The 24,439-nt window shown below is 67.6% G+C and carries 20 protein-coding genes and 1 tRNA gene; 17 read left to right on the top strand and 4 right to left on the bottom strand.

Features of this window, described 5'->3' with window-relative positions:
• The first annotated feature begins 21 nt into the window (after positions 1 to 21).
• From C1933_RS13745 to C1933_RS13735, 3 genes are read left to right on the top strand one after another with little or no spacing between them, the layout of a single operon-like run.
• Positions 22 to 5,394 (top strand): DNA repair ATPase, encoded by a 5,373-nt coding sequence (locus C1933_RS13745; protein ID WP_108753706.1) that lies wholly within the window; start codon positions 22 to 24, stop codon positions 5,392 to 5,394.
• Positions 5,391 to 6,092: a hypothetical protein gene (locus C1933_RS13740; RefSeq protein ID WP_108753705.1), complete on the top strand. Its 702-nt coding sequence runs from the start codon at positions 5,391 to 5,393 to the stop codon at positions 6,090 to 6,092. The genes C1933_RS13745 and C1933_RS13740 overlap by 4 nt, the downstream gene beginning before the upstream one ends.
• 44 nt (positions 6,093 to 6,136) lie before the next feature.
• Positions 6,137 to 7,246 carry a toxic anion resistance protein gene (locus C1933_RS13735; protein WP_108753704.1) on the top strand — a complete coding sequence of 370 codons (1,110 nt, stop codon included), beginning with the start codon at positions 6,137 to 6,139 and terminating at the stop codon, positions 7,244 to 7,246.
• A 142-nt stretch (positions 7,247 to 7,388) separates the two neighbouring features.
• Here C1933_RS13735 and C1933_RS13730 read toward each other — a convergent pair whose 3' ends face one another.
• Complete coding sequence (locus tag C1933_RS13730) at positions 7,389 to 8,273, bottom strand: LysR family transcriptional regulator (protein WP_108753703.1); 885 nt, start codon at positions 8,271 to 8,273, stop codon at positions 7,389 to 7,391.
• Between the two features lie 97 nt (positions 8,274 to 8,370).
• On the opposite strand from C1933_RS13730, the gene trpB reads away from it, so the two are divergent.
• The 5 genes from trpB to glmM all read left to right on the top strand — a co-directional run bounded on the left by trpB (position 8,371) and on the right by glmM (position 13,523).
• Positions 8,371 to 9,588 carry a tryptophan synthase subunit beta gene (gene trpB, locus C1933_RS13725; RefSeq protein ID WP_108750233.1) on the top strand — a complete coding sequence of 406 codons (1,218 nt, stop codon included), beginning with the start codon at positions 8,371 to 8,373 and terminating at the stop codon, positions 9,586 to 9,588.
• Positions 9,585 to 10,274: a hypothetical protein gene (locus C1933_RS13720; RefSeq protein WP_108753702.1), complete on the top strand. Its 690-nt coding sequence runs from the start codon at positions 9,585 to 9,587 to the stop codon at positions 10,272 to 10,274. The genes trpB and C1933_RS13720 overlap by 4 nt, the downstream gene beginning before the upstream one ends.
• 1 nt (position 10,275) lies before the next feature.
• Entirely contained in the window at positions 10,276 to 11,085 is an 810-nt protein-coding gene (gene trpA, locus C1933_RS13715) for a tryptophan synthase subunit alpha (protein ID WP_108753701.1), read from the top strand.
• Between the two features lie 198 nt (positions 11,086 to 11,283).
• Entirely contained in the window at positions 11,284 to 12,159 is an 876-nt protein-coding gene (gene accD / locus C1933_RS13710; RefSeq protein WP_108750230.1) for an acetyl-CoA carboxylase, carboxyltransferase subunit beta, read from the top strand.
• The gene (gene glmM, locus C1933_RS13705; protein WP_108753700.1) at positions 12,159 to 13,523 is read left to right on the top strand and encodes a phosphoglucosamine mutase; all 1,365 of its coding nucleotides are present in this window, start codon (positions 12,159 to 12,161) and stop codon (positions 13,521 to 13,523) included. Before accD ends, glmM begins: the two co-directional genes overlap by 1 nt.
• Before the next feature lie 83 nt (positions 13,524 to 13,606).
• On the opposite strand, the gene C1933_RS13700 is transcribed toward glmM, so the two are convergent.
• Genes C1933_RS13700 through C1933_RS13690 form a run of 3 tightly spaced genes read right to left on the bottom strand, consistent with a single transcriptional unit; the run spans position 13,607 to position 17,497 of the window.
• The gene (locus C1933_RS13700) at positions 13,607 to 14,464 is read right to left on the bottom strand and encodes a polysaccharide deacetylase family protein (RefSeq protein ID WP_108753699.1); all 858 of its coding nucleotides are present in this window, start codon (positions 14,462 to 14,464) and stop codon (positions 13,607 to 13,609) included.
• Positions 14,457 to 15,602, bottom strand: coding sequence for a glycosyltransferase family 4 protein (locus tag C1933_RS13695; RefSeq protein WP_108753698.1), 1,146 nt, complete (start codon positions 15,600 to 15,602; stop codon positions 14,457 to 14,459). Before C1933_RS13695 ends, C1933_RS13700 begins: the two co-directional genes overlap by 8 nt.
• 20 nt (positions 15,603 to 15,622) lie before the next feature.
• A complete protein-coding gene (locus C1933_RS13690) occupies positions 15,623 to 17,497 on the bottom strand; it encodes a sulfatase-like hydrolase/transferase (protein ID WP_108753697.1) in 1,875 nt (624 codons plus the stop codon).
• 186 nt (positions 17,498 to 17,683) lie between these two features.
• Here C1933_RS13690 and C1933_RS13685 point away from each other — a divergent pair, with 186 nt between their 5' ends.
• The 9 genes from C1933_RS13685 to nuoE all read left to right on the top strand — a co-directional run bounded on the left by C1933_RS13685 (position 17,684) and on the right by nuoE (position 24,435).
• Positions 17,684 to 18,619 (top strand): 2-oxoglutarate and iron-dependent oxygenase domain-containing protein, encoded by a 936-nt coding sequence (locus C1933_RS13685; protein WP_108753696.1) that lies wholly within the window; start codon positions 17,684 to 17,686, stop codon positions 18,617 to 18,619.
• A 711-nt stretch (positions 18,620 to 19,330) separates the two neighbouring features.
• Positions 19,331 to 20,086: a triose-phosphate isomerase gene (gene tpiA, locus C1933_RS13680; RefSeq protein WP_108753695.1), complete on the top strand. Its 756-nt coding sequence runs from the start codon at positions 19,331 to 19,333 to the stop codon at positions 20,084 to 20,086.
• Positions 20,087 to 20,136: 50 nt separating this feature from the next.
• Entirely contained in the window at positions 20,137 to 20,574 is a 438-nt protein-coding gene (gene secG / locus C1933_RS13675; protein WP_108750224.1) for a preprotein translocase subunit SecG, read from the top strand.
• Positions 20,575 to 20,625: 51 nt separating this feature from the next.
• Positions 20,626 to 20,710: transfer RNA gene (locus tag C1933_RS13670), tRNA-Leu, on the top strand.
• Positions 20,711 to 20,820: 110 nt separating this feature from the next.
• Positions 20,821 to 21,177 (top strand): NADH-quinone oxidoreductase subunit A, encoded by a 357-nt coding sequence (locus C1933_RS13665; RefSeq protein ID WP_079222613.1) that lies wholly within the window; start codon positions 20,821 to 20,823, stop codon positions 21,175 to 21,177.
• Positions 21,168 to 21,722 carry an NADH-quinone oxidoreductase subunit B gene (locus C1933_RS13660; RefSeq protein WP_079222612.1) on the top strand — a complete coding sequence of 185 codons (555 nt, stop codon included), beginning with the start codon at positions 21,168 to 21,170 and terminating at the stop codon, positions 21,720 to 21,722. The genes C1933_RS13665 and C1933_RS13660 overlap by 10 nt, the downstream gene beginning before the upstream one ends.
• A 34-nt stretch (positions 21,723 to 21,756) precedes the next feature.
• The gene (locus tag C1933_RS13655; RefSeq protein ID WP_108753694.1) at positions 21,757 to 22,506 is read left to right on the top strand and encodes an NADH-quinone oxidoreductase subunit C; all 750 of its coding nucleotides are present in this window, start codon (positions 21,757 to 21,759) and stop codon (positions 22,504 to 22,506) included.
• Complete coding sequence (locus C1933_RS13650) at positions 22,503 to 23,810, top strand: NADH-quinone oxidoreductase subunit D (RefSeq protein ID WP_108753693.1); 1,308 nt, start codon at positions 22,503 to 22,505, stop codon at positions 23,808 to 23,810. The genes C1933_RS13655 and C1933_RS13650 overlap by 4 nt, the downstream gene beginning before the upstream one ends.
• A gap of 97 nt (positions 23,811 to 23,907) precedes the next feature.
• The gene (gene nuoE / locus C1933_RS13645; protein WP_108750221.1) at positions 23,908 to 24,435 is read left to right on the top strand and encodes an NADH-quinone oxidoreductase subunit NuoE; all 528 of its coding nucleotides are present in this window, start codon (positions 23,908 to 23,910) and stop codon (positions 24,433 to 24,435) included.
• Positions 24,436 to 24,439 lie beyond the last annotated feature (4 nt).

Here is a 24,439-nt window from a genome sequence, read left to right as displayed (position 1 = left end):
CCGTGAGCGGGAAGCCTGCTGATGTCCGAAACGAATTCAACCGCCGAAAGCGCCACCGCGGCGGCGGCCGACACCGTCGACCAGGCCGTGGCCCAGGGCGGTGCCTACGAAGTCCTGCGCCGTCGCCTGGTCGAACAGGGCCAGCGTCTGCAGGCCCTGGCCGATACCCTGAACCGGGAGCGCCTGGCCGAGTTCGGCGACAGCCGCCTGGAGGTGGTCGGTCGCTTCCGCATCCGCAGCGAGAACAACTGCGTCGGCCGCGACATCGTGCAGGTCGGCCCCGATCGCCTGCTGTTCGGCTACAACGTGTTCATCGGGCTGAAGACCCAGACCCGCATCGAGGATGTGTTCGGTCTGTACCGCCTGGTGCAGGGCCCCGATGGCTACGACGTGGCTGCGCTGGAGCTGAAGGGCAGCTTCCTCGACCAGCCCGGCTTCGTGCACGACTTCAACGAACTCTATGCCTACTACAAGCACGCGCGCCTGCTGCAGCTGATCGTGGTGGGCGACAAGCTGCTGGCCTCGTTCCAGATCGGCGAACGCAGCAGCGATGTGCGCGTGTTCCGCTGGGCGCTGTCGCGCGATGGCGAACTGACCTACCTGGATGCGCGCGGCGAGCGTGACATCGCCCTGCCGCCGCCGTTCGATTTCGAATGGACCAAGGCCACCCGCGACCTGGCGGTGAACGGCCGCCATTCGCACCTGAACATCCTCGACACCCTGTTCGTGGAAACCACCGGTGGCGACCTGACCATCAAGGTGGAAAACAACACCGAGACCGGGCAGGGCATCTACAGCGAGCCGGTGGAAGACAGCACCCAGTCGCTGGACGATGCGCAGTTCGAGTTCGCCCGGGTCGGCTCGCTGCTGCTGCTGAAGGTGCTGCCGTATCGCGAAACCATCTGGCGCGGCCTGATCTACAACACGCTCACCGGCGCCATCGTGCGCAACGATGCCATCGTGCAGGCCTGCGTGCAGCTGCCCGAAGACCACGGCGTGATCTTCCCCGGTGGTTATTACCTGCAGGGCGGCGAGCACAAGGCCTTCGATGCCTCCATGGCCGGCATGCAGTTCAAGCGCAGCATCCGTTCGCCCAACGGCGAGGACGTGCTGTACATCTTCTATGAGCGCGAAGGCGGCCGCTCGGCGCTGTTCGTGTACAACACCATCCAGCGCGTGCTGCAGAACCCGGTGTTCGGCCACGGCTACGCGTTCATGCAGGATGGGCGCATGGTGCTGTTCAACGCCGAAGGCACCGAACCCACCCGCATCCACCCGATGCAGGTCTGGCAGACGCCGTTCAGCAGTGACGAATTCGCTGCCAGCCGACCGCCGGGCAACACCTTCATGGGCCGCATCGGCAACGCCGAACTGGTGCGCGGCATCTCCAACCTGTTCAACCTGGCCCGCGAGATCGACGGCCAGGATGTGTCGGTGCAGCGCTACCAGCGCCTGGTGGCCGATACCCGCCGCCTGTTCGACGCCCACCACTGGCTGGGAGATGAGGCCTGCGACGGCGCCGAGGCCCTGCTGCGGCAGATCAGCGCCACCGGCGAATCGGTGTTGGACGAATACGAGAAAGTGCAGTCGATCCGCCAGCAGTCGGCGCAGGCCATGGCCGAGGCGGAAGCCGCCTACAAGACGCTGCTGGGCCGCCTGCAGCCGGAGAACTGGAACGAGGTGCAGGCCTTCGTCGAGGCGCTGAACGCGATCACCGCGTTGCGCGGGCGGCTGCTGACCCTGCGCGAACTGCGCTACATCGACACCGACCGCATCGAAGCGATGGGCGCCGAACTGGTGCAGGCCCACGAGCGGGTGGGTGCGGCCACCGGCAGCTTCCTGGCCGGCGATGCAGCCCTGGCACCGCTGGCCGCGCGCCTGCAGGCGCTGGATGAAGCGGCCCAGCAGGCCGCCAGTGCGCGCCAGCTGGACGAACAGCTGCAGGGGCTGCGTGACATGGCCGCCGACCTGGACATGCTGTCGCAGCTGATGGCGGGCCTGAAGGTGGACGACGCCACCGCGCGCACGCGCGTGGTGGAAGCCATTTCCACCCTGTATGGCCGCTTGAACCAGGCCCGCGCGCGTGCCGAACAGCGCAGGAAGACCCTGGGCAGCGCCGAATCGGTGGCGCAGTTTGCCGCGCAGTTCGCCCTGTTCTCGCAGTCGATCACCAGTGCGCTGGCCATGGCCAGCGATCCGGAAAAGGCCGATGACCAGCTGTCGCGCCTGCTGGTGCAGCTGGAAGAACTGGAAAGCCAGTTCGGCGAGCACGAGCAGTTCCTCGGCGACATCCTCAGCAAGCGCGAAGAGCTGGTGGAAGCGTTCGACACGCACAAGCAGGCGCTGCTGGATGACCGCCAGCGCAAGGCGCGCTCGGTGCTCGATGCGGCCAACCGCATCCTCGACGGCCTGGCCAAGCGCACCGAGCGCTTCGCCAGTGCCGACGAACTGAATGCCTTCTTCGCCGGCGACCCGCTGATCCTCAAGCTGCGCGAATTGGCCGAGCGCCTGCGTGCGCTGCGCGACAACGTGAAGGCCGACGATATCGAGGCGCGCCTGAAGGGCGTGCGCGACCAGGCCGTGCGCCAGTTGCGTGACCGCAGCGATCTGTACGAAGCCGGCGGCAATGTGGTGCGGTTGGGGCCGCGCCATCGCTTCAGCGTGAACACCCAGGCGCTCGACCTGACCCTGCTGCCGCGTGGCGACACCCTGGCCATCCATCTCACCGGCACCGACTTCCTGGAAACCCTGCACGACCCGGAACTGGACGCGCTGAAGCCGTTCTGGCCGGTCACGTTGGACTCGGAATCCGAAGCCATCTATCGCGGCGAGTACCTGGCCGGCTGCCTGCTGCGCGAAGCAGAAGCAGGGCGCGGCGGCCTGGATCTGCCGCAGCTGCTGCACGATGCCGCCGAACCGGATGCGCTGGACCAGCGTGTGCGCGCGTTCGCAGCGCCGCGCTACCGCGAAGGCTACGAACGCGGCATCCACGACCACGACGCCGCGCTGATCCTGCGTGCGCTGCTGCCGCTGCAGCAGGCCGCCGGGCCGCTGCGGCATGCGCCGCGCGTGCGCGCGCTGGCCCTGTTGTTCTGGGCCGCGCAGCAGCGCGAGGATGCCGTGGCGCAGTGGCCCAGCCGCCAGGCCGGCGCCGACACCATTGCCCGTCTGTTCGGTTCGGACGAAGGGCGGCTGGCGCTGCGCGCGGAAATGGCGCAGGCCCTGCATGACCACGCACAGGCACACGGCCTTGCGTTCGACGCCGACATGGCCGCCGATGCCGCGGCCTACCTGGCCGATGAGCTGCACGATGGCGAGCCGGTGTTCAGCATCAGCCGCCACGCCCAGGCCCTGCTGGACGCGCTGTCCCAACAGTTGGAGCAGGCCGGCCAGCGCGATGCGTTCGAGCGCGCGCTGCAGCGCAGCCAGGACCCGCTGGCCACGCGCTGGGCATTGGCCGGGCAGTGGCTGCGTGCCTTGGCCGGGCTGCCGGCGCAGGCCGCCCATGCCGGCTACGTCGACGAAGCCGCTGCGCTGCTGCTGGTACAGCGGCAACTGCGCACGCGGGCCAGCGAGGCCATCCTGCGCGCCGAAGTGAAGGGGCTGCTGGGCGAGCATCCGCGCATCCACGGCGGCATCCTGGTGCTGACCCTGGACGATTTCCAGTCGCGCCTGCAGCACCACCTGCAGCGCTTCGTGCCGTCCTTCCACGCCTACCAGAGCGTGCGCCAGGGCATCATCACCCGCGAACGCGACACCCTGCGCCTGTCTGAGTTCAAGCCGCGGCCGCTGTCCTCGTTCGTGCGCAACAAGCTCATCAACGACGTCTACCTGGGCGTGATCGGCGACAACCTGGCCAAGCAGATGGGCACGGTGGGCGAGAACAAGCGCAGCGACCTGATGGGCCTGCTGATGATGATTTCGCCCCCCGGCTACGGCAAGACCACGTTGATGGAATACGTGGCGCACCGCCTGGGCCTGGTCTTCATGAAGATCAACGGGCCGGCGCTGGGCCATGAAGTGCGTTCGCTGGACCCGCAGCAGGCGCCCGACGCCACCTCGCGGCAGGAGCTGGAAAAGCTGAACCTGGCGCTGGAAATGGGCAACAACACCATGCTGTATGTCGATGACATCCAGCACACCCATCCCGAGTTCCTGCAGAAGTTCATTTCACTGTGCGATGGCACGCGCCGCATCGAAGGCGTGTGGCGGGGCAGGACGCGCACCTATGACATGCGCGGCAAGAAGTTCTGCGTGGTGATGGCCGGCAACCCGTACACCGAGTCCGGCGAAGTGTTCAAGATTCCGGACATGCTGGCCAACCGCGCCGACATCTACAACCTGGGCGATGTGCTGGGTGGCATGGAAGCGGCGTTTACCCTCAGCTACATCGAGAACAGCCTCACCTCCAACCCGGTGCTGGCGCCGCTGGCCACGCGCGACATGGCCGATCTGTACCTGCTGGTTGATCGGGCGATGGGCAAGGATGTGTCCACCAACGGCCTCAGCCATGCCTACAGCGGGGCCGAGGTGAACGAGATCACCGCCACCCTGCAGCGCATGCTGCGGGTGCGCGACGTGGTCTACCGGGTCAACCAGCAGTACATCGCCAGTGCCGCGCAGGATGATCGCTACCGCACCGAGCCGCCGTTCCGGCTGCAGGGCAGCTACCGCAACATGAACAAGCTGGCAGAGAAGATTTCGCCGGTGATGAACGAGGACGAGCTGCAGCAGCTGGTTTCCGACCATTACCTGGGCGAGGCGCAGCTGCTGACCACCGGTGCCGAAGAGAATCTGTTGAAGCTGGCCGAACTGCGTGGCGTGCTGGATGACGCGCAGGCGCAGCGCTGGGCGCAGATCAAGCGCGATTTCCTGCGCAACAAGGCCATGGGCGCCGACGATGGGGATGTGGGTGGGCGGGTGGTGGCGCAGTTGGCCGACATCGCCAGCGCGCTGCAGCTGCCGCCTCCAGCGCCCGCGCAGGCCCCGGCACCGCCCGCCGATCCGGCACCGTGGCCGGCGCTGCTGGAGGCGCTGCACCGCCTGGCCGAGGCGCGCCCCGCGCCTGCGCCAACCACCGCGCCGGCCGTGGTGCAGGCCGCACCGCTGGCCGAAGACCTGCAGGCGGGCCTGGCACCGCTGCTGCAGGTGCTGGTGTCCTCGCAGGAGCAGCAGGTGCAGCTGTCGCAGACGCTGGCGGCCTTTGCCGGCTGGGCGCGGCAGCAGGTGCAGCCCGAACCGGTGGCCGACCTGCGCCGGCGCCCGCGCGTACGCCGCGCGTCCACGCCGGAAGAACGCGCGTTGGACGAAGCCCTGATGCGCCACTTCTATGGTGAGTCGCTGCCACCGGAAAGCGGCGCCGATGATACGCCGCGGCCACCGCCGCTGCCGTGAGCCAGCCCCTGCCCACGCCGCAGTTGCCGGCCAGCGCCGATGCCACGGCGCTGGCCGACTATGGCGCGCCGCTGCTGCGTGCGCTGCAGGCCGGCGAGCCGACACCTGTCGTCGGTGATGCACACGCCCTCGTGCAGGCGCTGGCGCGCATCGCTCTGGCAGTACAGGGCGCCGATCCGGCGCGGCTGCGGCGCCAGGAAAGCTGGTGGGGCAGGTTGCTGGGCCGCGACGTCACCCGCCAGGCGCAGGCGCAGGCACTGCAGTCGCAATTGGGGGTGCTGGTGCTGCAGGCGCGCGAACAGGCGCAGCGCCTGCAGGGGCACCTGCAGCAGCGCCAGGCCGCCATCGCCCACGCCCAGGCCGCTGCACAGGCACTGCAGCACTGGGCCGATGCCGCGCAGCCATTGCTGGCGACGCTGCCCGCACGCGCGCAGGCCGGGCTGGCCGCGCGCGTGCACCACCTGCAGCGCCTGTCGGCCCTGCGCGCGCTGGATGCAGGGCAATGGCAACTGTTGAACGAGCAGGACCAGGCGCTGCTGCAGCGATTTGCCCACATCCACGACACCCTGCTGCCGGCCTGGCGGCAGGCCGCATTGGCCGGCCAGGCCCAGGCCCGTGCCGCGCAGGCCGCACAGGCCGCCGACCTGCAGGCCCAGATCGACCACGAAGTGGCCGCCGCTCAGGCTAGACTGCGCTGAGCCGGCCGCCGCTGCCGCTTACCCATCTGCAAGGAGACTGCCCGATGACCCAGGACAGCCACATCAACGGCGGCCTCGTGCCGAGCGCCGCCACCCCCGCCACGATCGATGAAAGCACGCTGCAGGCCCTGGGCCTGGTGGCGGACGACCTGCCGCGCATCGCGCAGATCCGCCAGGAACTGGACGACCTGCGCCCCGGCAACCTGCAGGTGTTCGGTCGTGAAGCCGCCACCCGCACCGCCGCGTTCTCCAGCCAGCTGCTGGACCAGGTGCGCAACCGCGATCTGGACGCCAGTGGCGAGAAACTGGGCGAAGTCGTGCGCATCGCGCGCAGCCTGAAGCTGGACGGCTTTGCCCAGCGATCGAAGGTGCCGATCATCGGCGGCCTGATCGACCGCCTGCGTGCGTCCAAGGGCGAGCTGGTGCAGAAGTTCAGCGACACCAACGCGCAGATTGAACAACTGCTGGGCGATGTCGGCGCGCAGCAGACGCTGATGGGCAAGCGCGTGGGCGAGTTCGACCGCATGCACGACATCGTGCGCGAAGAACGCCATGCGCTGGGCCTGTACGCCGCCGCCGGCAAGCAGCGGCTGGCCGAACTGCAGGCCGAACAGCTGGCCGGGCAGGGCACTGACGACCCGCAGCAGCGCATCCGCCAGAGCGAGATCGACAACGCGATCCGCCTGATCGAAAAGCGCGTGTCCGACCTGCTGCTGATGCAGCATGCCGCCGACCAGTCGCTGCCGATGATCCGCCTGATCCAGGCCAACGCGCTGCAGCTGATCGAGAAGTTCAACACGGTGCGCGAGATCACCATTCCTTCGTGGAAGCGCCAGTTCGCGATCCAGCTCTCGCTGGGCGAACAGAAGAACGCGGCCGAACTGGCCACCTCGATCGACGATGCCACCAACGAGCTGATGCGCCGCAATGCCGATCTGCTGCGCCAGGCCTCGGTGGATACCGCGCGCAGCAACCAGCGTGGGGTGATCGATGTGGCCACCCTGCGCCACGTGCACGACCAGTTGATCGCCACCGTGGAAGAAGTGCGCAGCATCCATCGCGAAGGCATGCAGCAGCGCCAGCAGGCCGAAGTGGAACTGTCGCGCCTGCGCGAAGATCTGCAGCAGCGCCTGGCGGCGCCGACCGCGCCCTGACGTCGAGCTTGCTCGACAGCAACCGCGCTCTACCGTCGAACTCGTTCGACTGCCGTCGCCGTAGAGTCGAGCTTGCTCGACTGCCTTGGCTGTAGAGTCGAGCTTGCTCGACTGCCGTGGGTCCAGTCGAGCAAGCTCGACTCTACAGCTGCTGCATGGCCCACTCGGCCAGCGCTTCCACGCGCGGGTCAACCGGCCCATCCGGCCAGGCCAGCACCCAGAACCCGCCGGTCGCTGAGAACCCCCACGGGGCAATCAGTCGCCCGGCGGCCAGGTCTTCGGCCACCAGCGGTTCCGGCGCGATCGCCGGGCCCAGCCCAGCCACCGCTGCTTCCAGCAGGTAGTACAGATGTTCGAAGCCGGTGCCGAACTGCAGATGGTCTGCATCCAGCCCATGTGACTGCGCCCAGCCCGGCCACGCCTGCGGGCGCGAATGGGTGTGCAGCACGCGTTCGAGCAGCAGGGCCGACGGCGCGGCGTGGCGCAGGCGCTGCGCGGCCGGGTGTGAAGGCGCCACCACCACGCCCACCCGTTCCGGTGCCAGTTCGCGTACCTGCCAGCCGCGCGGCCAGGGCCCTTCGGCCAGCAGCAGCACCGCGTCCAGTGCCGCCTGCGCCTCGGTGAAGGCTCCATCCAGTGCCGACCATTGCAGGTTCACCCCGGGCAGCGCCGCCTGCAGCGCGGGCAGCCGCGGAATCATCCAGCGTGCCAGCACGCTGCCGCTGCAGCCGAGTACCAGGGCAGGGGAGGCGGCGGGCCGGCGCAGTTCGCGCACGCAGCGCTCGATGCCGGCAAATGCCTCGCCGCACGCCGCCTGCAGGCGCTGACCGGCGTCGGTCAGGCGCAGGCCGCGCCCGGAGCGCTGGAACAGCGCCAGACCCAGGTGGTCTTCCAGCAGTTTCAACTGCCGGCTCACCGCACCATGGGTCACATGCAGGGCCTGCGCAGCGCGACCCACCCCGCCCAGGCGGGCGGTGGCTTCGAAGGCGCGCAGGGCGTTGAGCGGCGGCAGCAGGGAGGTGCTCATGTGAGATTTCCTGACAGTACACGCCAGATAATATCGATATTCCGGTCAGGATCCGTGCGCTAGAGTATCCACCTGTCTCGAACCAGCGGTCGCTTCCATGTCTGCCTCCCCCATTGCCGACTACCACGCCTTCCCGGATGCCCAGGGCCACTTCGGCCGCTACGGCGGCAGTTTCGTTGCCGAAACCCTGGTCGGCCCGCTGCAGGAACTGGCCCAGGCCTACGACCAGGCCCGCCAGGACCCGGAATTCCAGCGTGCCTACGACCGCGATCTGGCCCATTACGTGGGCCGGCCCAGCCCGATCTACCACGCCCAGCGCCTGAGCGACCACGTCGGCGGTGCGCAGATCCTGCTCAAGCGCGAAGACCTGAACCACACCGGCGCGCACAAGATCAACAACACCATCGGCCAGGCGCTGCTGGCCGCGCGCATGGGCAAGAAGCGCATCATTGCCGAGACCGGTGCCGGCCAGCACGGCGTGGCCAGTGCCACCGTCGCCGCGCGCCTGGGCCTGGAATGCGTGGTCTACATGGGTGCCACCGACATCGAGCGGCAGAAGATCAACGTCTACCGCATGAAGCTGCTGGGCGCCACCGTGGTGCCGGTCACCTCCGGCTCGGCCACGCTGAAGGATGCACTCAACGAAGCCATGCGCGACTGGGTAACGAACGTGCAGGACACCTTCTACATCATCGGCACCGTGGCCGGCCCCGATCCGTACCCGCGCATGGTGCGTGACTTCAACGCCATCGTCGGCCGCGAGGCGCGCGAGCAGATGCTGGCCGAGTACGGCCGCCTGCCGGACGCGATCACCGCCTGCGTGGGTGGCGGCAGCAATGCCATCGGCCTGTTCCATGCCTTCCTCAACGATCGCCAGGTCGAGATCGTCGGTGCCGAAGCCGCCGGCGACGGCATCCATACCGGCCGCCACGCCGCGTCCATCGCTGCCGGCCGCCCGGGCGTGCTGCACGGCAACCGCACCTATGTGCTGTGCGACGACGATGGCCAGATCATCGAAACCCATTCGGTGTCGGCCGGCCTGGATTACCCCGGCGTCGGTCCGGAGCACGCGTTCCTGGCCGACAGCGGCCGCGCACGCTACCTGGGCATCACCGATGAGGAAGCGCTGCAGGCCTTCCACCTGCTGGCGCACACCGAAGGCATCCTGCCGGCACTGGAATCCAGCCATGCCCTGGCGCAGGCGATCAAGCTGGCGCGCGAGCGCCCGCGCGACCAGATCGTGCTGTGCAATCTGTCCGGTCGTGGCGACAAGGATGTGCACACCATCGCCGCGCGCGAGGGTCTGGTGCTGTGAACGGCGTGCTGCGCCATGGCGGCGTGCTGGCGCTGGCCGTCGGCCTGGGCGGCTGCGCGCCACCCGAGCCGCCGGTGCTGGCGCCGGCAGCGGCCACCCCGGCGGCGATCGCCGACGCGCAGCACCCGGCCAGCAACGATGACGACCTGGCGCATCGCCCCATCGACGACGCCCCCGCTCCTGCACCCGCCGCCGCGCCGGCCGCAGACGAAGCACCTGCGGTGGTGTCCGTAGCGCTGGACCATGCCGGCGATGTGCTGGTCGGCCAGCGCTTCAGCGAACTGCAGGGGGAGAGCGAATGGCACTCCGCCGGCCTGCACGAAGCCACCCAGGGGCGCTGCGAGTACTACGAGCGCGGTCTGTTGCCCGAAGGTGTGTCGATGCTGGTGCAGGACGACGATGTGGTGCGCTTCGACCTGGCGCCCATCGATGATTCCGGCCAGGTGGTGCTGCAGCCCGGCCCGTTCGGGTTGCACCTGGACATGCCCCGTGCGCAGGCCCTGCAGCGGCTGCCCGCCGGCACCAGTGTCCAGCCTTACGGGGCTGATGCGGAAGCCGGCGAAAGCCTGCTCTGGCAGGACCCGGGGTCGGACCTGGCGATCCGCGTGGAGATCGTCGATGGCGTGGTATCGAGGATGTACTGGGGCGCCAGTGGCGCCGTTGAATTGATTGAAGGATGTAGCTGAAATGTCCGTTGAACGTATCGATGCCTGCTTTGCCCGCCTGCGTGCCGCCGGCCGCAAGGCCCTCATTCCCTTCATTACCGCCGGCGACCCATCGCTGGAAGCCACCGTGCCGGTCATGCATGCGCTGGTCGAGGCCGGTGCCGATGTGATCGAACTGGGCGTGCCGTTCTCCGACCCGATGGCCGACGGCCCGACCATCCAGCGCAGTTCCGAACGCGCGCTGGCGCGCGGCGCAGGCAGCCGCTACGTACTGCAGGCGGTGGCCGAGTTCCGCCAGCGTGACACGCAGACGCCGGTGGTGCTGATGGGCTACCTGAATCCGGTGGAGATCCACGGTTACGCGGCGTTCGCGCAGGCGGCCGTGCAGGCCGGCGTGGATGGCGTGCTGCTGGTCGACCTGCCGCCGGAAGAGGCCGGCGAGGCGAAGCAGGCCTTCGATGCGGCCGGGCTGGCGCTGGTGCTGCTGGCCTCGCCCACCACCAGCGATGCGCGTGCGCAGACCCTGCTGTCGCTGGCACGCGGCTATCTGTATTACGTCAGCTTCGCCGGCGTTACCGGCGCCTCCGAACGTCTGGACAGCCAGGCCGCAAGCGCGCGCCTGCAGGCCCTGCGCGCCGGGGCGACGGTGCCGGTGGTGGCCGGCTTCGGCATCAAGGATGCCGCCAGTGCCGCGGCCATGGCCGTGCAGGCCGACGGCGTGGTGGTCGGCAGTGCGCTGGTGGCAGCGTTGGCCGATGCCGCCTCGCCGGAACAGGCGGCGCAGCAGGCGCACGCATTCCTGGCGCCCCTGCGCCAGGCCCTGGACGCCTGACGCTGGCGCTGGTGCTGGCGCTGGTGCTGGGGCGTGCCTGGCGCTGCCCGCGCGACCTTGTCGCGCTAAACGTACGTCACAGCATGGTTTTTTCCCGAACCCCCGGCAATCACGCGGGGGTGCACGGGCAGGGGGAGCGGCGCTAGACTGTCGGCCTTTGCGGCCTTCGGGCCGCCCTGAACGGAAGTGTCCTCCCGCATGAGTTGGCTCAGCAAGTTGATGCCGTCCGGCATCCGCACCGACAACACCCCCAGCAAGAAGCGCAGCGTCCCCGAGGGCCTGTGGGAAAAGTGCAGCAGCTGCGGCAGCGCGCTGTACCGCCCCGAGCTGGAAGAAAACCTGGAGGTCTGCCCGAAGTGCGGCCACCACATGGCGATCCGCGCGCGCGCGCGTCTGGCCGCGCTGTTTGACGCGGACAGCACCACCGAGATCGCGGCGCGCCTGGGGCCGACCGACCTCCTGAAGTTCAAGGACCAGAAGAAGTACAGCGAGCGCATCAAGATCGCGCAGAAGAACACCGGCGAGTACGACGCGCTGATTGCCATGCGCGGCCTGCTCAAGGGCCGTCCGCTGGTGGCGTCCTCGTTCGATTTCGCCTTCATGGGCGGTTCGATGGGCTCGGTGGTGGGTGAGCGCTTCGCGCTGGCCGCCGAAACCGCGCTGGAAATCGGCGCCCCCTACGTGTGCTTCTCCGCCAGTGGCGGCGCGCGCATGCAGGAAGGCCTGTTCTCGCTGATGCAGATGGCCAAGACCTCGGCCGCGCTGGGCAAGCTGCGCGAGGCCGGCCTGCCGTACATCTCGGTGCTGACCCACCCGACCACCGGTGGCGTGTCGGCCTCGTTTGCAATGCTGGGCGACATCAACATCGCCGAACCGCAGGCCCTGATCGGCTTCGCCGGCCCGCGCGTGATCGAACAGACCGTGCGCGAAAAGCTGCCCGAAGGCTTCCAGCGTTCGGAGTTCCTGCTCGAACACGGCGCCATCGACCAGATCTGCGACCGCCGCGAAATGCGTGACCGCCTGGCCGATCTGCTGGCCATGCTCGGCCGTCAGCCGCGGCCGGAGGTGGCTTGATGGGAGGCCGCAAGTACTTCGGTACCGACGGCATCCGCGGGCGCGTCGGCCAGAGCCCGATTTCGGCCGATTTCGTGCTGCGCCTGGGCAATGCCCTGGGCCGCGTGCTGGTGGCCCAGCGTGGCGCGCATGGGCGTCGCCCGATCGTGGTGATCGGCAAGGACACCCGCATTTCCGGTTACATGTTCGAAGCCGCGCTGGAAGCGGGCCTGGTCGCCGCCGGTGCCGACGTGCAGCTGCTGGGCCCGATGCCCACGCCGGCCGTGGCCTTCCTCACCCGTACCCTGGGCGTGGATGCCGGCATCGTCATCAGTGCCTCGCACAACCCGCATTACGACAACGGCATCAAGTTCTTCTCCGCCCAGGGCGAGAAGCTGGATGACGCCACCGAACTGGCGCTGGAAGCGGCGCTGGACGTGCCGTTCACCACGGCCGAATCGGAGCAGCTGGGCAAGGCCTCACGTGCGCGTGAAGCGGTGGGCCGCTATATCGAGTTCTGCAAGGCCAGCGTGCCGCGTTCGTTCGATCTGCGTGGCGTGCGCCTGGTGCTGGACTGCGCACACGGCGCCACCTACCAGATCGCGCCGCTGCTGTTCCGCGAGTTGGGCGCCGACGTCATCGGCATCGGTGCCGAACCCAACGGCGTGAACATCAACGACGGCGTGGGCTCGACCCACATCGACAACCTTGCCGCCAAGGTGCGCGAGACCGGCGCCGACCTGGGCATCGCCTTCGACGGCGACGGCGACCGCGTGCTGATGGCCGACGACCAGGGCACCCCGGTCGACGGTGACGACCTGCTCTACATCCTGGCGCGCGCGTGGCAGGCCGAAGGCCGCCTGCGTGGCCCGGTGGTCGGTACCCTGATGAGCAACTACGGCCTGGAAAAGGCGCTGGCCGAGCTGCAGATTCCGTTCCAGCGCAGCAACGTGGGCGACCGCTACGTGCACCAGGCGCTGATCGAAGGCAATGGCGTGCTCGGCGGCGAAGCCTCCGGCCACCTGCTGTGCCTGGACCGCGCCACCACCGGCGATGGCATCGTCAGTGCGCTTCAGGTGCTGGTGGCGCTCAAGCGCAGTGGGCAGACCCTGCGCCAGGCGCTGCAGCCGTTGTCGAAGGTGCCGCAGAAGACCGTCAACGTGCGTCTGGGCGATGTCTCGGCCAAGGCCACCGTGCAGGCCGACAGCGTGCAGTCGGCACTGGTGGAAGCACAGCAGGCCGTCAGTGGCCGGGGCCGTGCGTTCCTGCGTCCCTCCGGCACCGAGCCGGTGGTGCGCGTCACCGTGGAAGCCGACGACGCCACCCTGATGCAGGACACCCTGGACCGGCTGTCGGCTGCGGTGAAGTCCGCCGCAACCGCCTGACCTTCGGCTCAGCCTGCAGAATGCGGAACGCCCCGGGAAACCGGGGCGTTTTCGTTTCCACCGCGCACAAACGCAGGCAATGCCTAGGGCCCAGGCACCATTTTCTTCTGGCGTGCCTTGAAGCCATTGAACAGCGGCGCCAGCAGCGGGTGGTAACTCTGCGCGATGCGCTTGCGCAGCCAGCTGGCCGGGCGGTTGCGGATCGCGAAGCGATAGATGCGTTCCGGATCGCCACCAACCACGTTGCGGCCGAACGGATGGGTGGTGTGCAGGTAGCGGAACCCGTGCGCGCGGGCGACCTCGATATGGTCCTGGTCGAAATCGCCATACGGCCAGCACAGGGTGTCGGACACTTCGCCCAGCTGCGCCTGCAGGACCTGCCGCGCCCGCGCCAGGTCCTGGTCGATGCCATCGCGGCGCTGCGCGCGGTCCAGGTCCTGCCGCTGCAGCCAGCGGGTATGGGTGTGGGTATGGCAGTGCACCTCGAAGGTGCCGGCCTCGATGGCGGCGCGTGCTTCGCTCCAGCGCATCATCACATCGTCGCAGCGGTTGTCCTGGAAGATCGCCGTCTCGCAGCCACGGTGGTCCGGCGTCGGCGGCAGCACGGCGTCGGCCACGCCGGCATGCGCGCGCACCGGGCCTTCGCCCATCCAGCCGGTCACCACGAACACCACCGCGTGCATGCCGTACTTCTGCAGGATCGGGTGGGCATACACCCAGTTGTCCAGGTAACCGTCATCGAAGGTGATCACGATCGATTTGCGTGGTACCGGCTTGCCGGCCAGGAAGCCGGCGTACTGGTCCAGCGTCAGCGACGTCCAGCCTTCGCGTGCGAGCCAGGCAATCTGGCTCTCGAAATTTTCCGGCGACACGGTGATCATGCCCGGCGACGGGCTTACGTGATGGTGCATCAGCACCGGTACGGTTCGTGCGTCAGCCATGTCCCAGCTCCTTCAGCCACTGGTGATAATAGTATTCGGTGGTTTCGCCGTGGCCGGCCGGGGTGAACCGGTGCGCGCTGCGCATCCAGTCCCAGCCGGCACGGCCCATCAGGCGGCGGCGTTCGGGGTCGTCCACCAGCAGGCGCAGCGCGGCGGTCAATGCGGCGCGGTCGCCCAGCCGCGTCAGCAGCGCGTGGCTGCCATCGACCACCATTTCCGGAACACCGCCCACGCGCGTGGCCACGATCGGCACGCCCACGAATGCCGCTTCCAGGAACACCGTGCCGGCCGCTTCCTTGTGCGACGCCAGCGCGAAGATGTCGAAGCCGGCCATCAGCCGGCAGGCACCATCGCGGTAGCCCAGCAGGTGGACCTGCTGCTGCAGGCCCAGTGCATCGCGCAGGGCCTGCAGGCGGGCCATCACCGGTTCGCCATCACCCACCACCACCAGGTGCAGGTTGCGGTTGGCCTGGCACAGCGGTGCAATGGCCTGCAGCAGGTCGGCATGGCCCTTGGGTTCGCGCAGCACGGCCACGCAGCCCACCACGATATCGTCGGCGCTGAAGCCCAGCTCGGCACGCACCTCGGCGCGCACGTCCTGCAGGCACTGCCACGGGTCCGGCTTGCGGACATCGCTCCACTGCGGCGGCACCGCGATCGGCGGCACGATGCCGATGCGGGCCGCGGGCACGCCGCGTTCGGCCAGCAGCTGCTTGACGAAGCTGCTGACGGTCAGCACCCGGTGCGGCAGCCTGGTGTAGGTCAGCAATGAATTGACCGGGCTCATCAGGTGGCGCGAGCGCACCACCAGCGGCGTGCCGCCCAGGCGTGCGCCGGCGGCGGCGATCAACGCATCGCGACGGCTGGTGGTGTTGACCACGTCGTAGCGTTCACGACGCACCAGGCGTGCGACTGACCAGATGCCGCGCAGCAAGCGCGCCAGACCGCCCATGCGCAGGGTATGTACGGTGAATCCCGCATCGCGGGCCAGCCCGGCCAGGCGCGCCCCGGGCTGGCACAGCAGTGCCACCTCGTGGCCGCGCGCACGCATGGTCTGCATGTGGCGGAAAATGTAGATCTCCTGGCCGCCCATTCCGGTGGCGGCCTCGGTGTGCAGGATGCGCAGCGGGCGAGTCATGGTTGAAGCCGTCCTGTGGTTCAACGATTGCGGAAGCGGGTCAGCGCTTCCCAGGCCGCGCGCAGGCTGGCCGGGTCCGGCGCCTGCTGCGGCAAGGGGTGGTAGCGGCGGTCCAGCGTGGTGGCGTTGCCGAACTTGTCGAACACGTGGATCGCATCGCCGTGGCGCACCGCGCGCTGCGACCAGCTTTCCACCACCAGCGAACGGGTGCCCTGCGGTTCGGCCAGCAGGTCCTGGCCGGTGCTGTAGTCGGCCAGCGCGTTCTCGCAGCCCAGGCCGTGGCGCATCAGCGTCGGTACCCAGTCTTCGTGCGAGCTGGTGCGGGCGTCCTGCGCGGCCGCCTGCCCGGGCCAGTGCAGCACGAACGGCACCTGCAGCTGGTAGTCGGAGAAGTTGCCGTTGTGGCCCCAGTAGTTCAGGCCCAGGTCGTTGAACTCTTCGGCGTGGTCACCGGTGACCAGCACGATGGTGTCCTCGTCCAGCCCCTGCGCACGCAGCGTTTCCAGCAGCCGTCCGACCAGGCTGTCGGCGTAGTGCACCGCGGTGTGGTAGCGGTTCAATTCGGGGGTCGGGTCGTGGTCCGGGCCGAACTTCAGGAAGTCGATGTCCTCGGCCATGGGCTGGGCGACCGCCGGGTAGTCGGCCGGCATGTGGTACGGCGCATGGGTGGAATCGAGGAAGACGAAGCCGAACCAAGGGCGCTTGCCCGCCTGGCTGGCCACGATGTCCTGCTGCAGCGATTCGACGATGGCGCGGTCACGCCCGGCCGAATCGCGATCACGCGGGCCCTGGTGCAGCTGGCTGCGCACATCGGAAAACACGGTGCGGTCGAATTCGGGGCTGTACAGCGGCGCACTGCCGTACAGGTGCAGGTCGTAACCCTGCTGCTGCAGCACCTTGAACAGCTGCGAGCCGCGCTGCTCGGCCAGCATGGTGGGCCAGTAGCCGCCGGGCAGCCCGTACATCAGGCCGAACAGCCCGTAGCGGGTGGCATTGCCGGTGCTGAAGTGCTGTTGGTACACGCGCGAAGACTGCGCCAGCGCAGCCGTATTGGGCATGAACTGCGGGGTCAGTGCGTCCTTGCGCAGCGATTCCAGCACCACCATCAGCACGTTCGGGCGCTGGTGGCTCTGGCAGCGCAGCGGCTGCAGCGGGTAGTTCAGCTGCGCATGGCGCGGGTCGGGCAGGCCGGCCTGCGGCTGGCTGACCACGCCCAGCCGCCGCATGAAGCTCTTGGCGGTGATCGGCTGGGCCCAGGGCAGGTAGTTCCACTGGCTGATGACCGCACGTTCGCCCAGTGCGTCGTAGTAGGCCGTGGCCACCTGACCGCCGGCCATCAACATCGCCACCAGCGCCCAGGCCTGCAGCACCCGGCGCCGCAGTCGCGCCGCCGGCAGCAGCTTCCAGCAGGCCCAGGCCAGCAGGGCCTGCGCGCCGAACAGGGCGCTGATCATCGCGATCGCCTGCAGCCAGGTCTTCCAGGACAGGCTCACCTGGTCGTGCAGGGCGCCGCCGAACACCATGTTGGCGACCATGGCATTGAGGTGGAAGCGGTACAGGGCGAAGACCTTGGCATCCACCAGCAACAGGCACAGCCACAGGCCCTGCATCACGATGGCCGAAACCGTCAGAACGCGCGCGCGCCGCGGCCACAGGCCCAGCGCCAACGGCAGCAGGCCGGCCAGCGCGCCCAGCGCCAGCAGGTGGCCGGGCAGGGCGACCGACAGGTAGGTCAGGCCCAGTGCGCCGCCGGGGTTGTCGCGCACGGGAATGTTGCCCAGTGCGATCAGCGCCGCCAGCACGGCATTGCCGGCAATGAACAACGACCACCAGGCCAGCCGCTGCCAGCGGCGTTCGGCGCCCGGGGCGGGAGTGTTGAAGGAAGCAGCATCCATGGCGGCGACGGGGTAGGCGTGCGAGGGAGGGCGCGTGTGACGAGGGCGTCAAGACGCGAAGGGCGGCGCATTGTATCGGTTTGTTTCAATGTATCGGTGTGGGAATTGGGCCGATCTGTCACAATGTTCAGGTGGCCCACAGACAGCTGTCGGGCCGAACAGACCCACGACAAGCCAGGAACCGCTGTGAGCCAGATCCCCACCCTCGACATCACCCGTTTCGACAGCGACCGCGAGGCCTTCGTGGCCGAGCTGGGCGCGGCCTACCGCCAATGGGGATTCGCGGGCATCCGCAACCACGGCATCCCGCAGGCCGACATCGACGCGGCCTACGATGTCTTCAAGGCCTTCTTCGCCCTGCCGGACGAGGTCAAGCGCAAGTACCACGTGGCTGGCAGCGGCGGCGCCCGCGGCTACACCCCGTTCGGCGTGGAAACCGCCAAGGGTTCCAAGCACTTCGACCTGAAGGAGTTCTGGCACATCGGTCGCGAGATCGCCGATGACTCCAAGTACCGTGACGTGATGGCGCCGAACCTGTGGCCGTCCGAGGTCGAGGGCTTCCGTGAGCGCGGCTACGGCCTGTACCAGGCGCTGGACAACCTCGGTTCGCGCGTGCTGTCGGCGCTGGCCCTGCACATTGGCCTGCCGGAAGATTTCTTTGCCGACAAGACCAACTTCGGCAATTCGATCCTGCGCCCGATCCATTACCCGCCGATCACCACCGACGACATTCCGAACGTGCGTGCCGGCGCCCATGGCGACATCAACTTCATCACCCTGCTGGTCGGTGCCAGCGCAGCGGGCCTGGAAGTGCAGTCGCATGATGGCGCGTGGGTGCCGTTCACCTCGGACGCCGACACCATCGTGGTCAACATCGGCGACATGTTGCAGCGCCTGACCAACCACGTGTACCCGTCCACCATCCACCGCGTGGTGAACCCCCCGGGCGAGCTGGCGCGCCAGCCGCGCTACTCGGTGCCGTTCTTCCTGCACCCGAACCCGGACTTCCTGATCGACGTGCTGCCCTCGTGCATCACCCCGGAAAACCCCAGCCGCTACCCGGAGCCGATCACCGCCCACGGCTTCCTGGAAGAGCGCCTGCGCGAGATCAAGCTGAAGTAATGAGAAGGCCGCCGAAAGGCGGCCTTTTTCTTTGCAGGGTTGCACCCTGCACCCGCAGAGGCCAGAGCCAGAGCCAGAGCGGCTCTGGTTTTCTGCTGGTCGGGTGGGGCGGTGTGGGTGGGCAGGACACGCCGCAAGTACGTCCCTGTAGGCTCGTAGGCGCCATCCATGGCGCCTGCGGTCCTGCCCACCCACGCCGCCCCACCCCTGACAGTTTCCTGATGACGGTGGGTAAGTCCTGCTTCCGGTAGGTGCCGACCTTGGTCGGCACGGTAGATCCACGCCATGCGTGGATGAAATCTGTGAGGGGGCGAACGGGTAGGGGGCAGATCCCTTTTTCTGTGGAAAAGGGATCTGACCCCGGAAGCCAACCGCGATGCCGCTTCTGCTCTTGCTCCTGCTCTTCATTTTTCTTTCCGTGGCGGCCGGAGCCGCCGGGATGTGTCAGAGGCCGGGCGGGTGGGGTGCGCAGGGGCGTGAGCCGCATGGATGCGGCGACCGAGCCTCCAAGGACGGATTCACGGCGTCCCCTGCGCAGCCCACTCGCCCGGCCAAGCCACCGAATCCAACCGGGCCGTTCGCGACCAACCCAACCGCCCCGCCACGAGGGGCTGCGCCGTTGGCTGAAAATCCATGTAACCGCTTACACGGAAACGGATTTTTGCCATAGCGGGTATCATGGGCGGCTGAGTTCATACAGGAGCCACCGCCATGCGCCGCAAGATCGTCGCCGGAAACTGGAAGCTGCACGGCAGCCGTCAATTCGCCACCGAGCTGCTCGGCCAGGTGGCCGCCGGGCTGCCCAAGGCCGGGGTGGAGGTGGTCATCCTGCCGCCCCTGCCGTACCTGGGCGAGCTGGTCGAGGACTTCGGCGAGACCGGCCTGGTGTTTGGTGCCCAGGACGTCAGCAGCAATGAAAAGGGCGCCTACACGGGCGAAGTCTGCGCCGCCATGCTGCACGAGGTCGGCGCCCGCTACGGCCTGGTCGGCCACTCCGAGCGCCGCCAGTACCACCAGGAGAGCAGCGAGCTGGTCGCCCGCAAGTTCGCCGCGGCCCTGCATGCCGGCCTGGTGCCCGTGCTGTGCGTGGGTGAAACCCTGGAACAACGCGAAGCCGGGCAGACCGAGGCGGTCATCGCCAGCCAGCTGGCACCGGTGCTGGCGCTTGTCGGCGCCGAGGGGTTTGCCAACGCCGTGGTGGCCTACGAGCCGGTCTGGGCCATCGGTACCGGCAGGACCGCCAGCAAGGAGCAGGCCCAGCAGGTGCATGCCTTCATTCGTGGCGAAGTCGCGCGCATGGATGCTAGAATCGCCGATTCACTGCCCATTCTTTACGGCGGTAGCGTGAAACCCGACAATGCCGGGGAACTGTTCGCGCAGCCGGATGTCGATGGTGGGCTGGTCGGCGGCGCCTCGCTGGTGGCCGCAGATTTCCTGGCCATCGCGCAGGCGGCGGCACACATTTAGTCAAGACAGCCGGCTCAGCGTCGGCCTAACAGTCCGAGGGCGGATTTCCAATGCTGATGTTGATCCTCAATGTCGTCTACGTGCTGGTGGCCGTAGCCATGATCGCGCTGATCCTGATGCAGCGTGGCTCGGGCGCGGCAGCGGGCTCGGGCTTTGGTGCCGGCGCCTCGGGGACTGTGTTCGGCGCGCGCGGTGCGTCCAACTTCCTGTCCAAGTCCACCAAGTGGCTGGCCGTGGTGTTCTTCGGCATCAGCCTGTTCATGGCCTGGTATGCCGGCCATGGCACCCGTCCGGCGGCCGACCAGGACCTGGGCCTGATGTCCGCCCCGGCGGCCAGCGCCCCGGCCGTCCCGGCGGGTGAACTGCCGGCTGCGCCGAAGGCTGCGGAGGTCCCGGCGGCGCCGGTTCCGGCCGCCACTGTGCCGGCTCAGGCGGAAACTTCCACTTCTGGTGAAGAAAAGCCGTCCGAAGGCTCCCAGAAAGACTGAAGCCGGTTACAATACGCGGCGCATCGGGATGTTGGTCTGATGTGATCGTTTGCCCAGGTGGCGGAATTGGTAGACGCACTACCTTGAGGTGGTAGCGACTTAGGTCGTAGGGGTTCGAGTCCCCTCTTGGGCACCATTTGTAAGTAAAGCGGGTTCTCCTGGCGCGCAATGCGCCAGCCGTTTCCCGTCCACTCCCCCATGCCAAAGCGCCTGCAGGCGCGGCGGCAGAGGCAAGAGAGAATCGCTGTGCTGGCCGAATATTTGCCGTCTCTGCTGTTTCTGATCGTCGCCACCGGTATCGGCATCACGCTGATGCTGATTGGTCGATTCCTCGGCCCCCGCCGCCCCGATCTGGAAAAGCTGTCGCCGTACGAATGCGGCTTCGAGGCCTTCGAAGACGCGCGCATGAAGTTCGACGTGCGCTACTACCTGATCGCGATCCAGTTCATCGTCTTCGACCTGGAAATCATCTTCATCGTGCCGTGGACCCAGGTCTTCATGGAGCTGGGCGCCCGTTCGCTCGTCACCATGGGCCTGTTCGTCGGCATGCTGTTCCTCGGTTTCATTTACGTCTGGAAGAAGGGAGCGCTGGAATGGGAGTGATTCAGACTCTCGATGGCCTCATGAACAACCCGGTCCCGGAAGGGCGGGTGGATGACATCCTGCGGCCGGAAGGCGACAACCCCCTGCTGGAAAAGGGCTTTGTCACCACCAGTGTCGATGCCCTGCTGAACTGGGCGCGCACCGGCTCCATGTGGCCCATGACCTTCGGTCTGGCCTGCTGTGCGGTGGAAATGATGCACGCCGGTGCGGCGCGTCTGGACCTTGACCGCTACGGCGTGGTGTTCCGTCCGTCGCCGCGTCAGTCCGACGTGATGATCGTGGCCGGCACCCTGGTCAACAAGATGGCCCCGGCGCTGCGCAAGGTCTACGACCAGATGCCGGACCCGAAGTGGGTCATCTCGATGGGCAGCTGCGCCAATGGCGGCGGCTACTACCATTACTCCTATTCTGTCGTGCGCGGCTGTGATCGCGTGGTGCCGGTGGACGTCTATGTCCCGGGCTGCCCGCCGACCGCCGAGGCGCTGGTGTACGGGATCCTGCAGCTGCAGAAGAAGATCTGGCGTACACAGACCATCGCCCGCTGACCCTTTTCACCTGACAAGAGCGCGCCAAGCCCCCATGGCAGAGCAAGCATCCTTCATCGACCGACTCTCCGCACGTTTCGCTGGTGCGAAGGTCATCGTGGTCGAACCCCGCGGCGAAGTGACGCTGGAGGTGCCTGCGGCTCAGTGGCACGCCACTGCCCTGGCGCTGCGTGACGAGTTTGGTTTCGAGCAGGCCGTGGACCTGTGCGGCGTCGATTACCTGGGCTACGGCTCGGACGAATGGGACACCGCCGACGTTTCCTCGCAGGGCTTCAGCCGTGGCGTGGAAGGCAAGGCGCAGGGCCGCTTCGCCTGGGGCGAGTTCCCCAGCGAAGAGAACGGTGCCGATGGCGCCCGCCCGCAGCACATGCCGACCCAGCGTTTCGCCGTGGTCGCCCAGCTGCGCTCGTACCAGCACAACCTGATGTTGCACCTGCGCTGCTTCGCCCCTGACGAAGCACTGCCGGTGGTGTCCTCGCTGACCGGCATCTGGCCGGGCCTGAACTGGTTCGAGCGCGAAGCGTTCGACCTGTACGGCGTGATCTTCGAAGGTCACCCGGACCTGCGCCGGATCCTGACCGACTACGGTTTCGTCGGCCATCCGTTCCGCAAGGACTTCCCGCTGATCGGCAACGTCGAAGTCCGCTACGACGAAGAAAAGAAGCGCGTGATCTACGAACCGGTCACCTCGGTGGAGCCGCGGGTCGGCGTGCCGCGCGTGATCCGCGACGACGCCCGTCTGCAGACCGCAGAAGGTGAGCGCGCGCAGGAGGCAGTGAAGTGAGCCACGTACACCAGGCTGGCGAAGCCTTCGCCAGCAACCCCGCCGAAAGCCGGCAGGAAATCCGCAACTACACCATGAACTTCGGCCCGCAGCATCCGGCCGCCCACGGTGTGCTGCGCCTGATCCTGGAAATGGACGGCGAAACGATCATGCGTGCCGACCCCCACGTGGGCCTGCTGCACCGTGGTACCGAAAAGCTGGCCGAGTCCAAGCCATTCAACCAGTCGATCGGCTACATGGATCGCCTGGATTACGTGTCGATGATGTGCAACGAGCACGCCTACGTGCGCGCGATCGAAACCCTGATGGGTATCGAAGCGCCCGAGCGTGCGCAGTACATCCGCACCATGTACGACGAAATCACCCGCATCCTGAACCACCTGATGTGGCTGGGCTCCAACGCGCTCGATCTGGGCGCCATGGCGGTCATGCTGTACGCCTTCCGCGAGCGCGAAGAGCTGATGGACTGCTACGAAGCGGTCTCCGGCGCGCGCATGCACGCGGCGTACTACCGTCCGGGCGGTGTTTACCGCGACCTGCCGGACCACATGCCCAAGTACAAGGAATCGCGCTGGCACAAGGGCAAGGCGCTGAAGCAGCTCAATGCTTCGCGTGAAGGCTCGCTGCTGGACTTCCTGGAGAACTTCACCAACGAGTTCCCGGGTCGCGTTGACGAGTACGAAACCCTGCTGACCGACAACCGTATCTGGAAGCAGCGTACGGTCGGCATCGGCGTGGTCAGCCCGGAACTGGCCCACCAGTGGGGCATGACCGGCGTGATGCTGCGCGGCTCGGGCGTTGCCTGGGACCTGCGCAAGAAGCGTCCGTACGCCAAGTACGATGCCGTCGATTTCGACATCCCGCTGGGCAAGGAAGGCGACTGCTACGACCGTTACCTGGTCCGCGTTGCCGAAATGCGCGAATCCAACCGCATCATCAAGCAGTGCGTGGCGTGGCTGAAGGCCAACCCGGGCCCGGTGATGGTGAAGAACTTCAAGGTCGCTCCGCCCAAGCGCGAGGACATGAAGGACGACATGGAAGCGCTGATCCACCACTTCAAGCTGTTCAGCGAAGGCTATTGCGTGCCGGCCGGTGAAACCTATTCGGCGGTGGAAGCCCCGAAGGGTGAGTTCGGCTGCTACCTGGTCTCCGACGGCGCCAACAAGCCCTTCCGCGTGCACCTGCGTGCCCCCGGCTTCGCCCACCTGTCCTCGATCGATTCGATCGTGCGCGGCCACATGCTGGCCGACGTGGTGGCCATGATCGGTACCTACGATCTGGTGTTCGGCGAGGTTGACCGGTAATGCCGTCCGCCACGCCAACGCCCGCTGCAGGCAGCCGGCGCAAGCCGGCGCCGCAGTCTCTGGAATTTCACGTTATGCATTTCGCTGAGGTCGGCCGATGAAGGCGACAGGTAATTTCGAGGCGGCGCGCGACGTCGACCCGATGGTGGTGCTGAGCGACAAGACCCGCGCTCACATCGATCACTGGCTGTCCAAGTTCCCGCCGGACCGCAAGCGCTCTGCCGTGCTGCAGGGCCTGCATGCGGCCCAGGAGCAGAACGAGGGCTGGCTGACCGACGAGCTGATCGCCGGCGTGGCCAAGTACCTGGACCTGCCGCCGGTGTGGGCCTACGAAGTGGCCAGTTTCTACTCGATGTTCGAGACCGAGAAGGTGGGCCGCAACAACGTGGCCATCTGCACCAACATCAGCTGCTGGCTCAATGGCGCCGAAGACATCGTGCGCCATTGCGAGAAGAAGCTGGGCATCAAGCACGGCCAGTCCACCCCGGACGGCCGCGTCTACCTCAAGCGCGAGGAAGAGTGCCTGGCGGGCTGCGGTGGCGCACCGATGATGGTCATCAACGGTCACTACCATGAGCGTCTGACCCTGGAAAAGGTCGACGAGCTGCTGGACGGGCTGGAGTAAGGGC

This window comes from Stenotrophomonas sp. ZAC14D2_NAIMI4_6 (genome assembly GCF_003086875.1).
Taxonomy (GTDB): domain Bacteria; phylum Pseudomonadota; class Gammaproteobacteria; order Xanthomonadales; family Xanthomonadaceae; genus Stenotrophomonas.
The sequence above is the reverse complement of the archived record's forward strand: the minus strand, read 5'-3'. Positions and strand labels throughout refer to the sequence as shown.

Bases quoted from the DNA above. Each gene is read 5' to 3' on its own strand.
- C1933_RS13745 (WP_108753706.1), top strand. From the start codon at position 22: ATGTCCGAAACGAATTCAACCGCCGAAAGCGCCACCGCGGCGGCGGCC.
- C1933_RS13735 (WP_108753704.1), top strand. From the start codon at position 6,137: ATGACCCAGGACAGCCACATCAACGGCGGCCTCGTGCCGAGCGCCGCC.
- C1933_RS13730 (WP_108753703.1), bottom strand. From the start codon at position 8,273: ATGAGCACCTCCCTGCTGCCGCCGCTCAACGCCCTGCGCGCCTTCGAA.
- trpB (WP_108750233.1), top strand. From the start codon at position 8,371: ATGTCTGCCTCCCCCATTGCCGACTACCACGCCTTCCCGGATGCCCAG.
- trpA (WP_108753701.1), top strand. From the start codon at position 10,276: ATGTCCGTTGAACGTATCGATGCCTGCTTTGCCCGCCTGCGTGCCGCC.
- accD (WP_108750230.1), top strand. From the start codon at position 11,284: ATGAGTTGGCTCAGCAAGTTGATGCCGTCCGGCATCCGCACCGACAAC.
- glmM (WP_108753700.1), top strand. From the start codon at position 12,159: ATGGGAGGCCGCAAGTACTTCGGTACCGACGGCATCCGCGGGCGCGTC.
- C1933_RS13700 (WP_108753699.1), bottom strand. From the start codon at position 14,464: ATGGCTGACGCACGAACCGTACCGGTGCTGATGCACCATCACGTAAGC.
- C1933_RS13695 (WP_108753698.1), bottom strand. From the start codon at position 15,602: ATGACTCGCCCGCTGCGCATCCTGCACACCGAGGCCGCCACCGGAATG.
- C1933_RS13690 (WP_108753697.1), bottom strand. From the start codon at position 17,497: ATGGATGCTGCTTCCTTCAACACTCCCGCCCCGGGCGCCGAACGCCGC.
- tpiA (WP_108753695.1), top strand. From the start codon at position 19,331: ATGCGCCGCAAGATCGTCGCCGGAAACTGGAAGCTGCACGGCAGCCGT.
- secG (WP_108750224.1), top strand. From the start codon at position 20,137: ATGCTGATGTTGATCCTCAATGTCGTCTACGTGCTGGTGGCCGTAGCC.
- C1933_RS13660 (WP_079222612.1), top strand. From the start codon at position 21,168: ATGGGAGTGATTCAGACTCTCGATGGCCTCATGAACAACCCGGTCCCG.
- C1933_RS13655 (WP_108753694.1), top strand. From the start codon at position 21,757: ATGGCAGAGCAAGCATCCTTCATCGACCGACTCTCCGCACGTTTCGCT.
- nuoE (WP_108750221.1), top strand. From the start codon at position 23,908: ATGAAGGCGACAGGTAATTTCGAGGCGGCGCGCGACGTCGACCCGATG.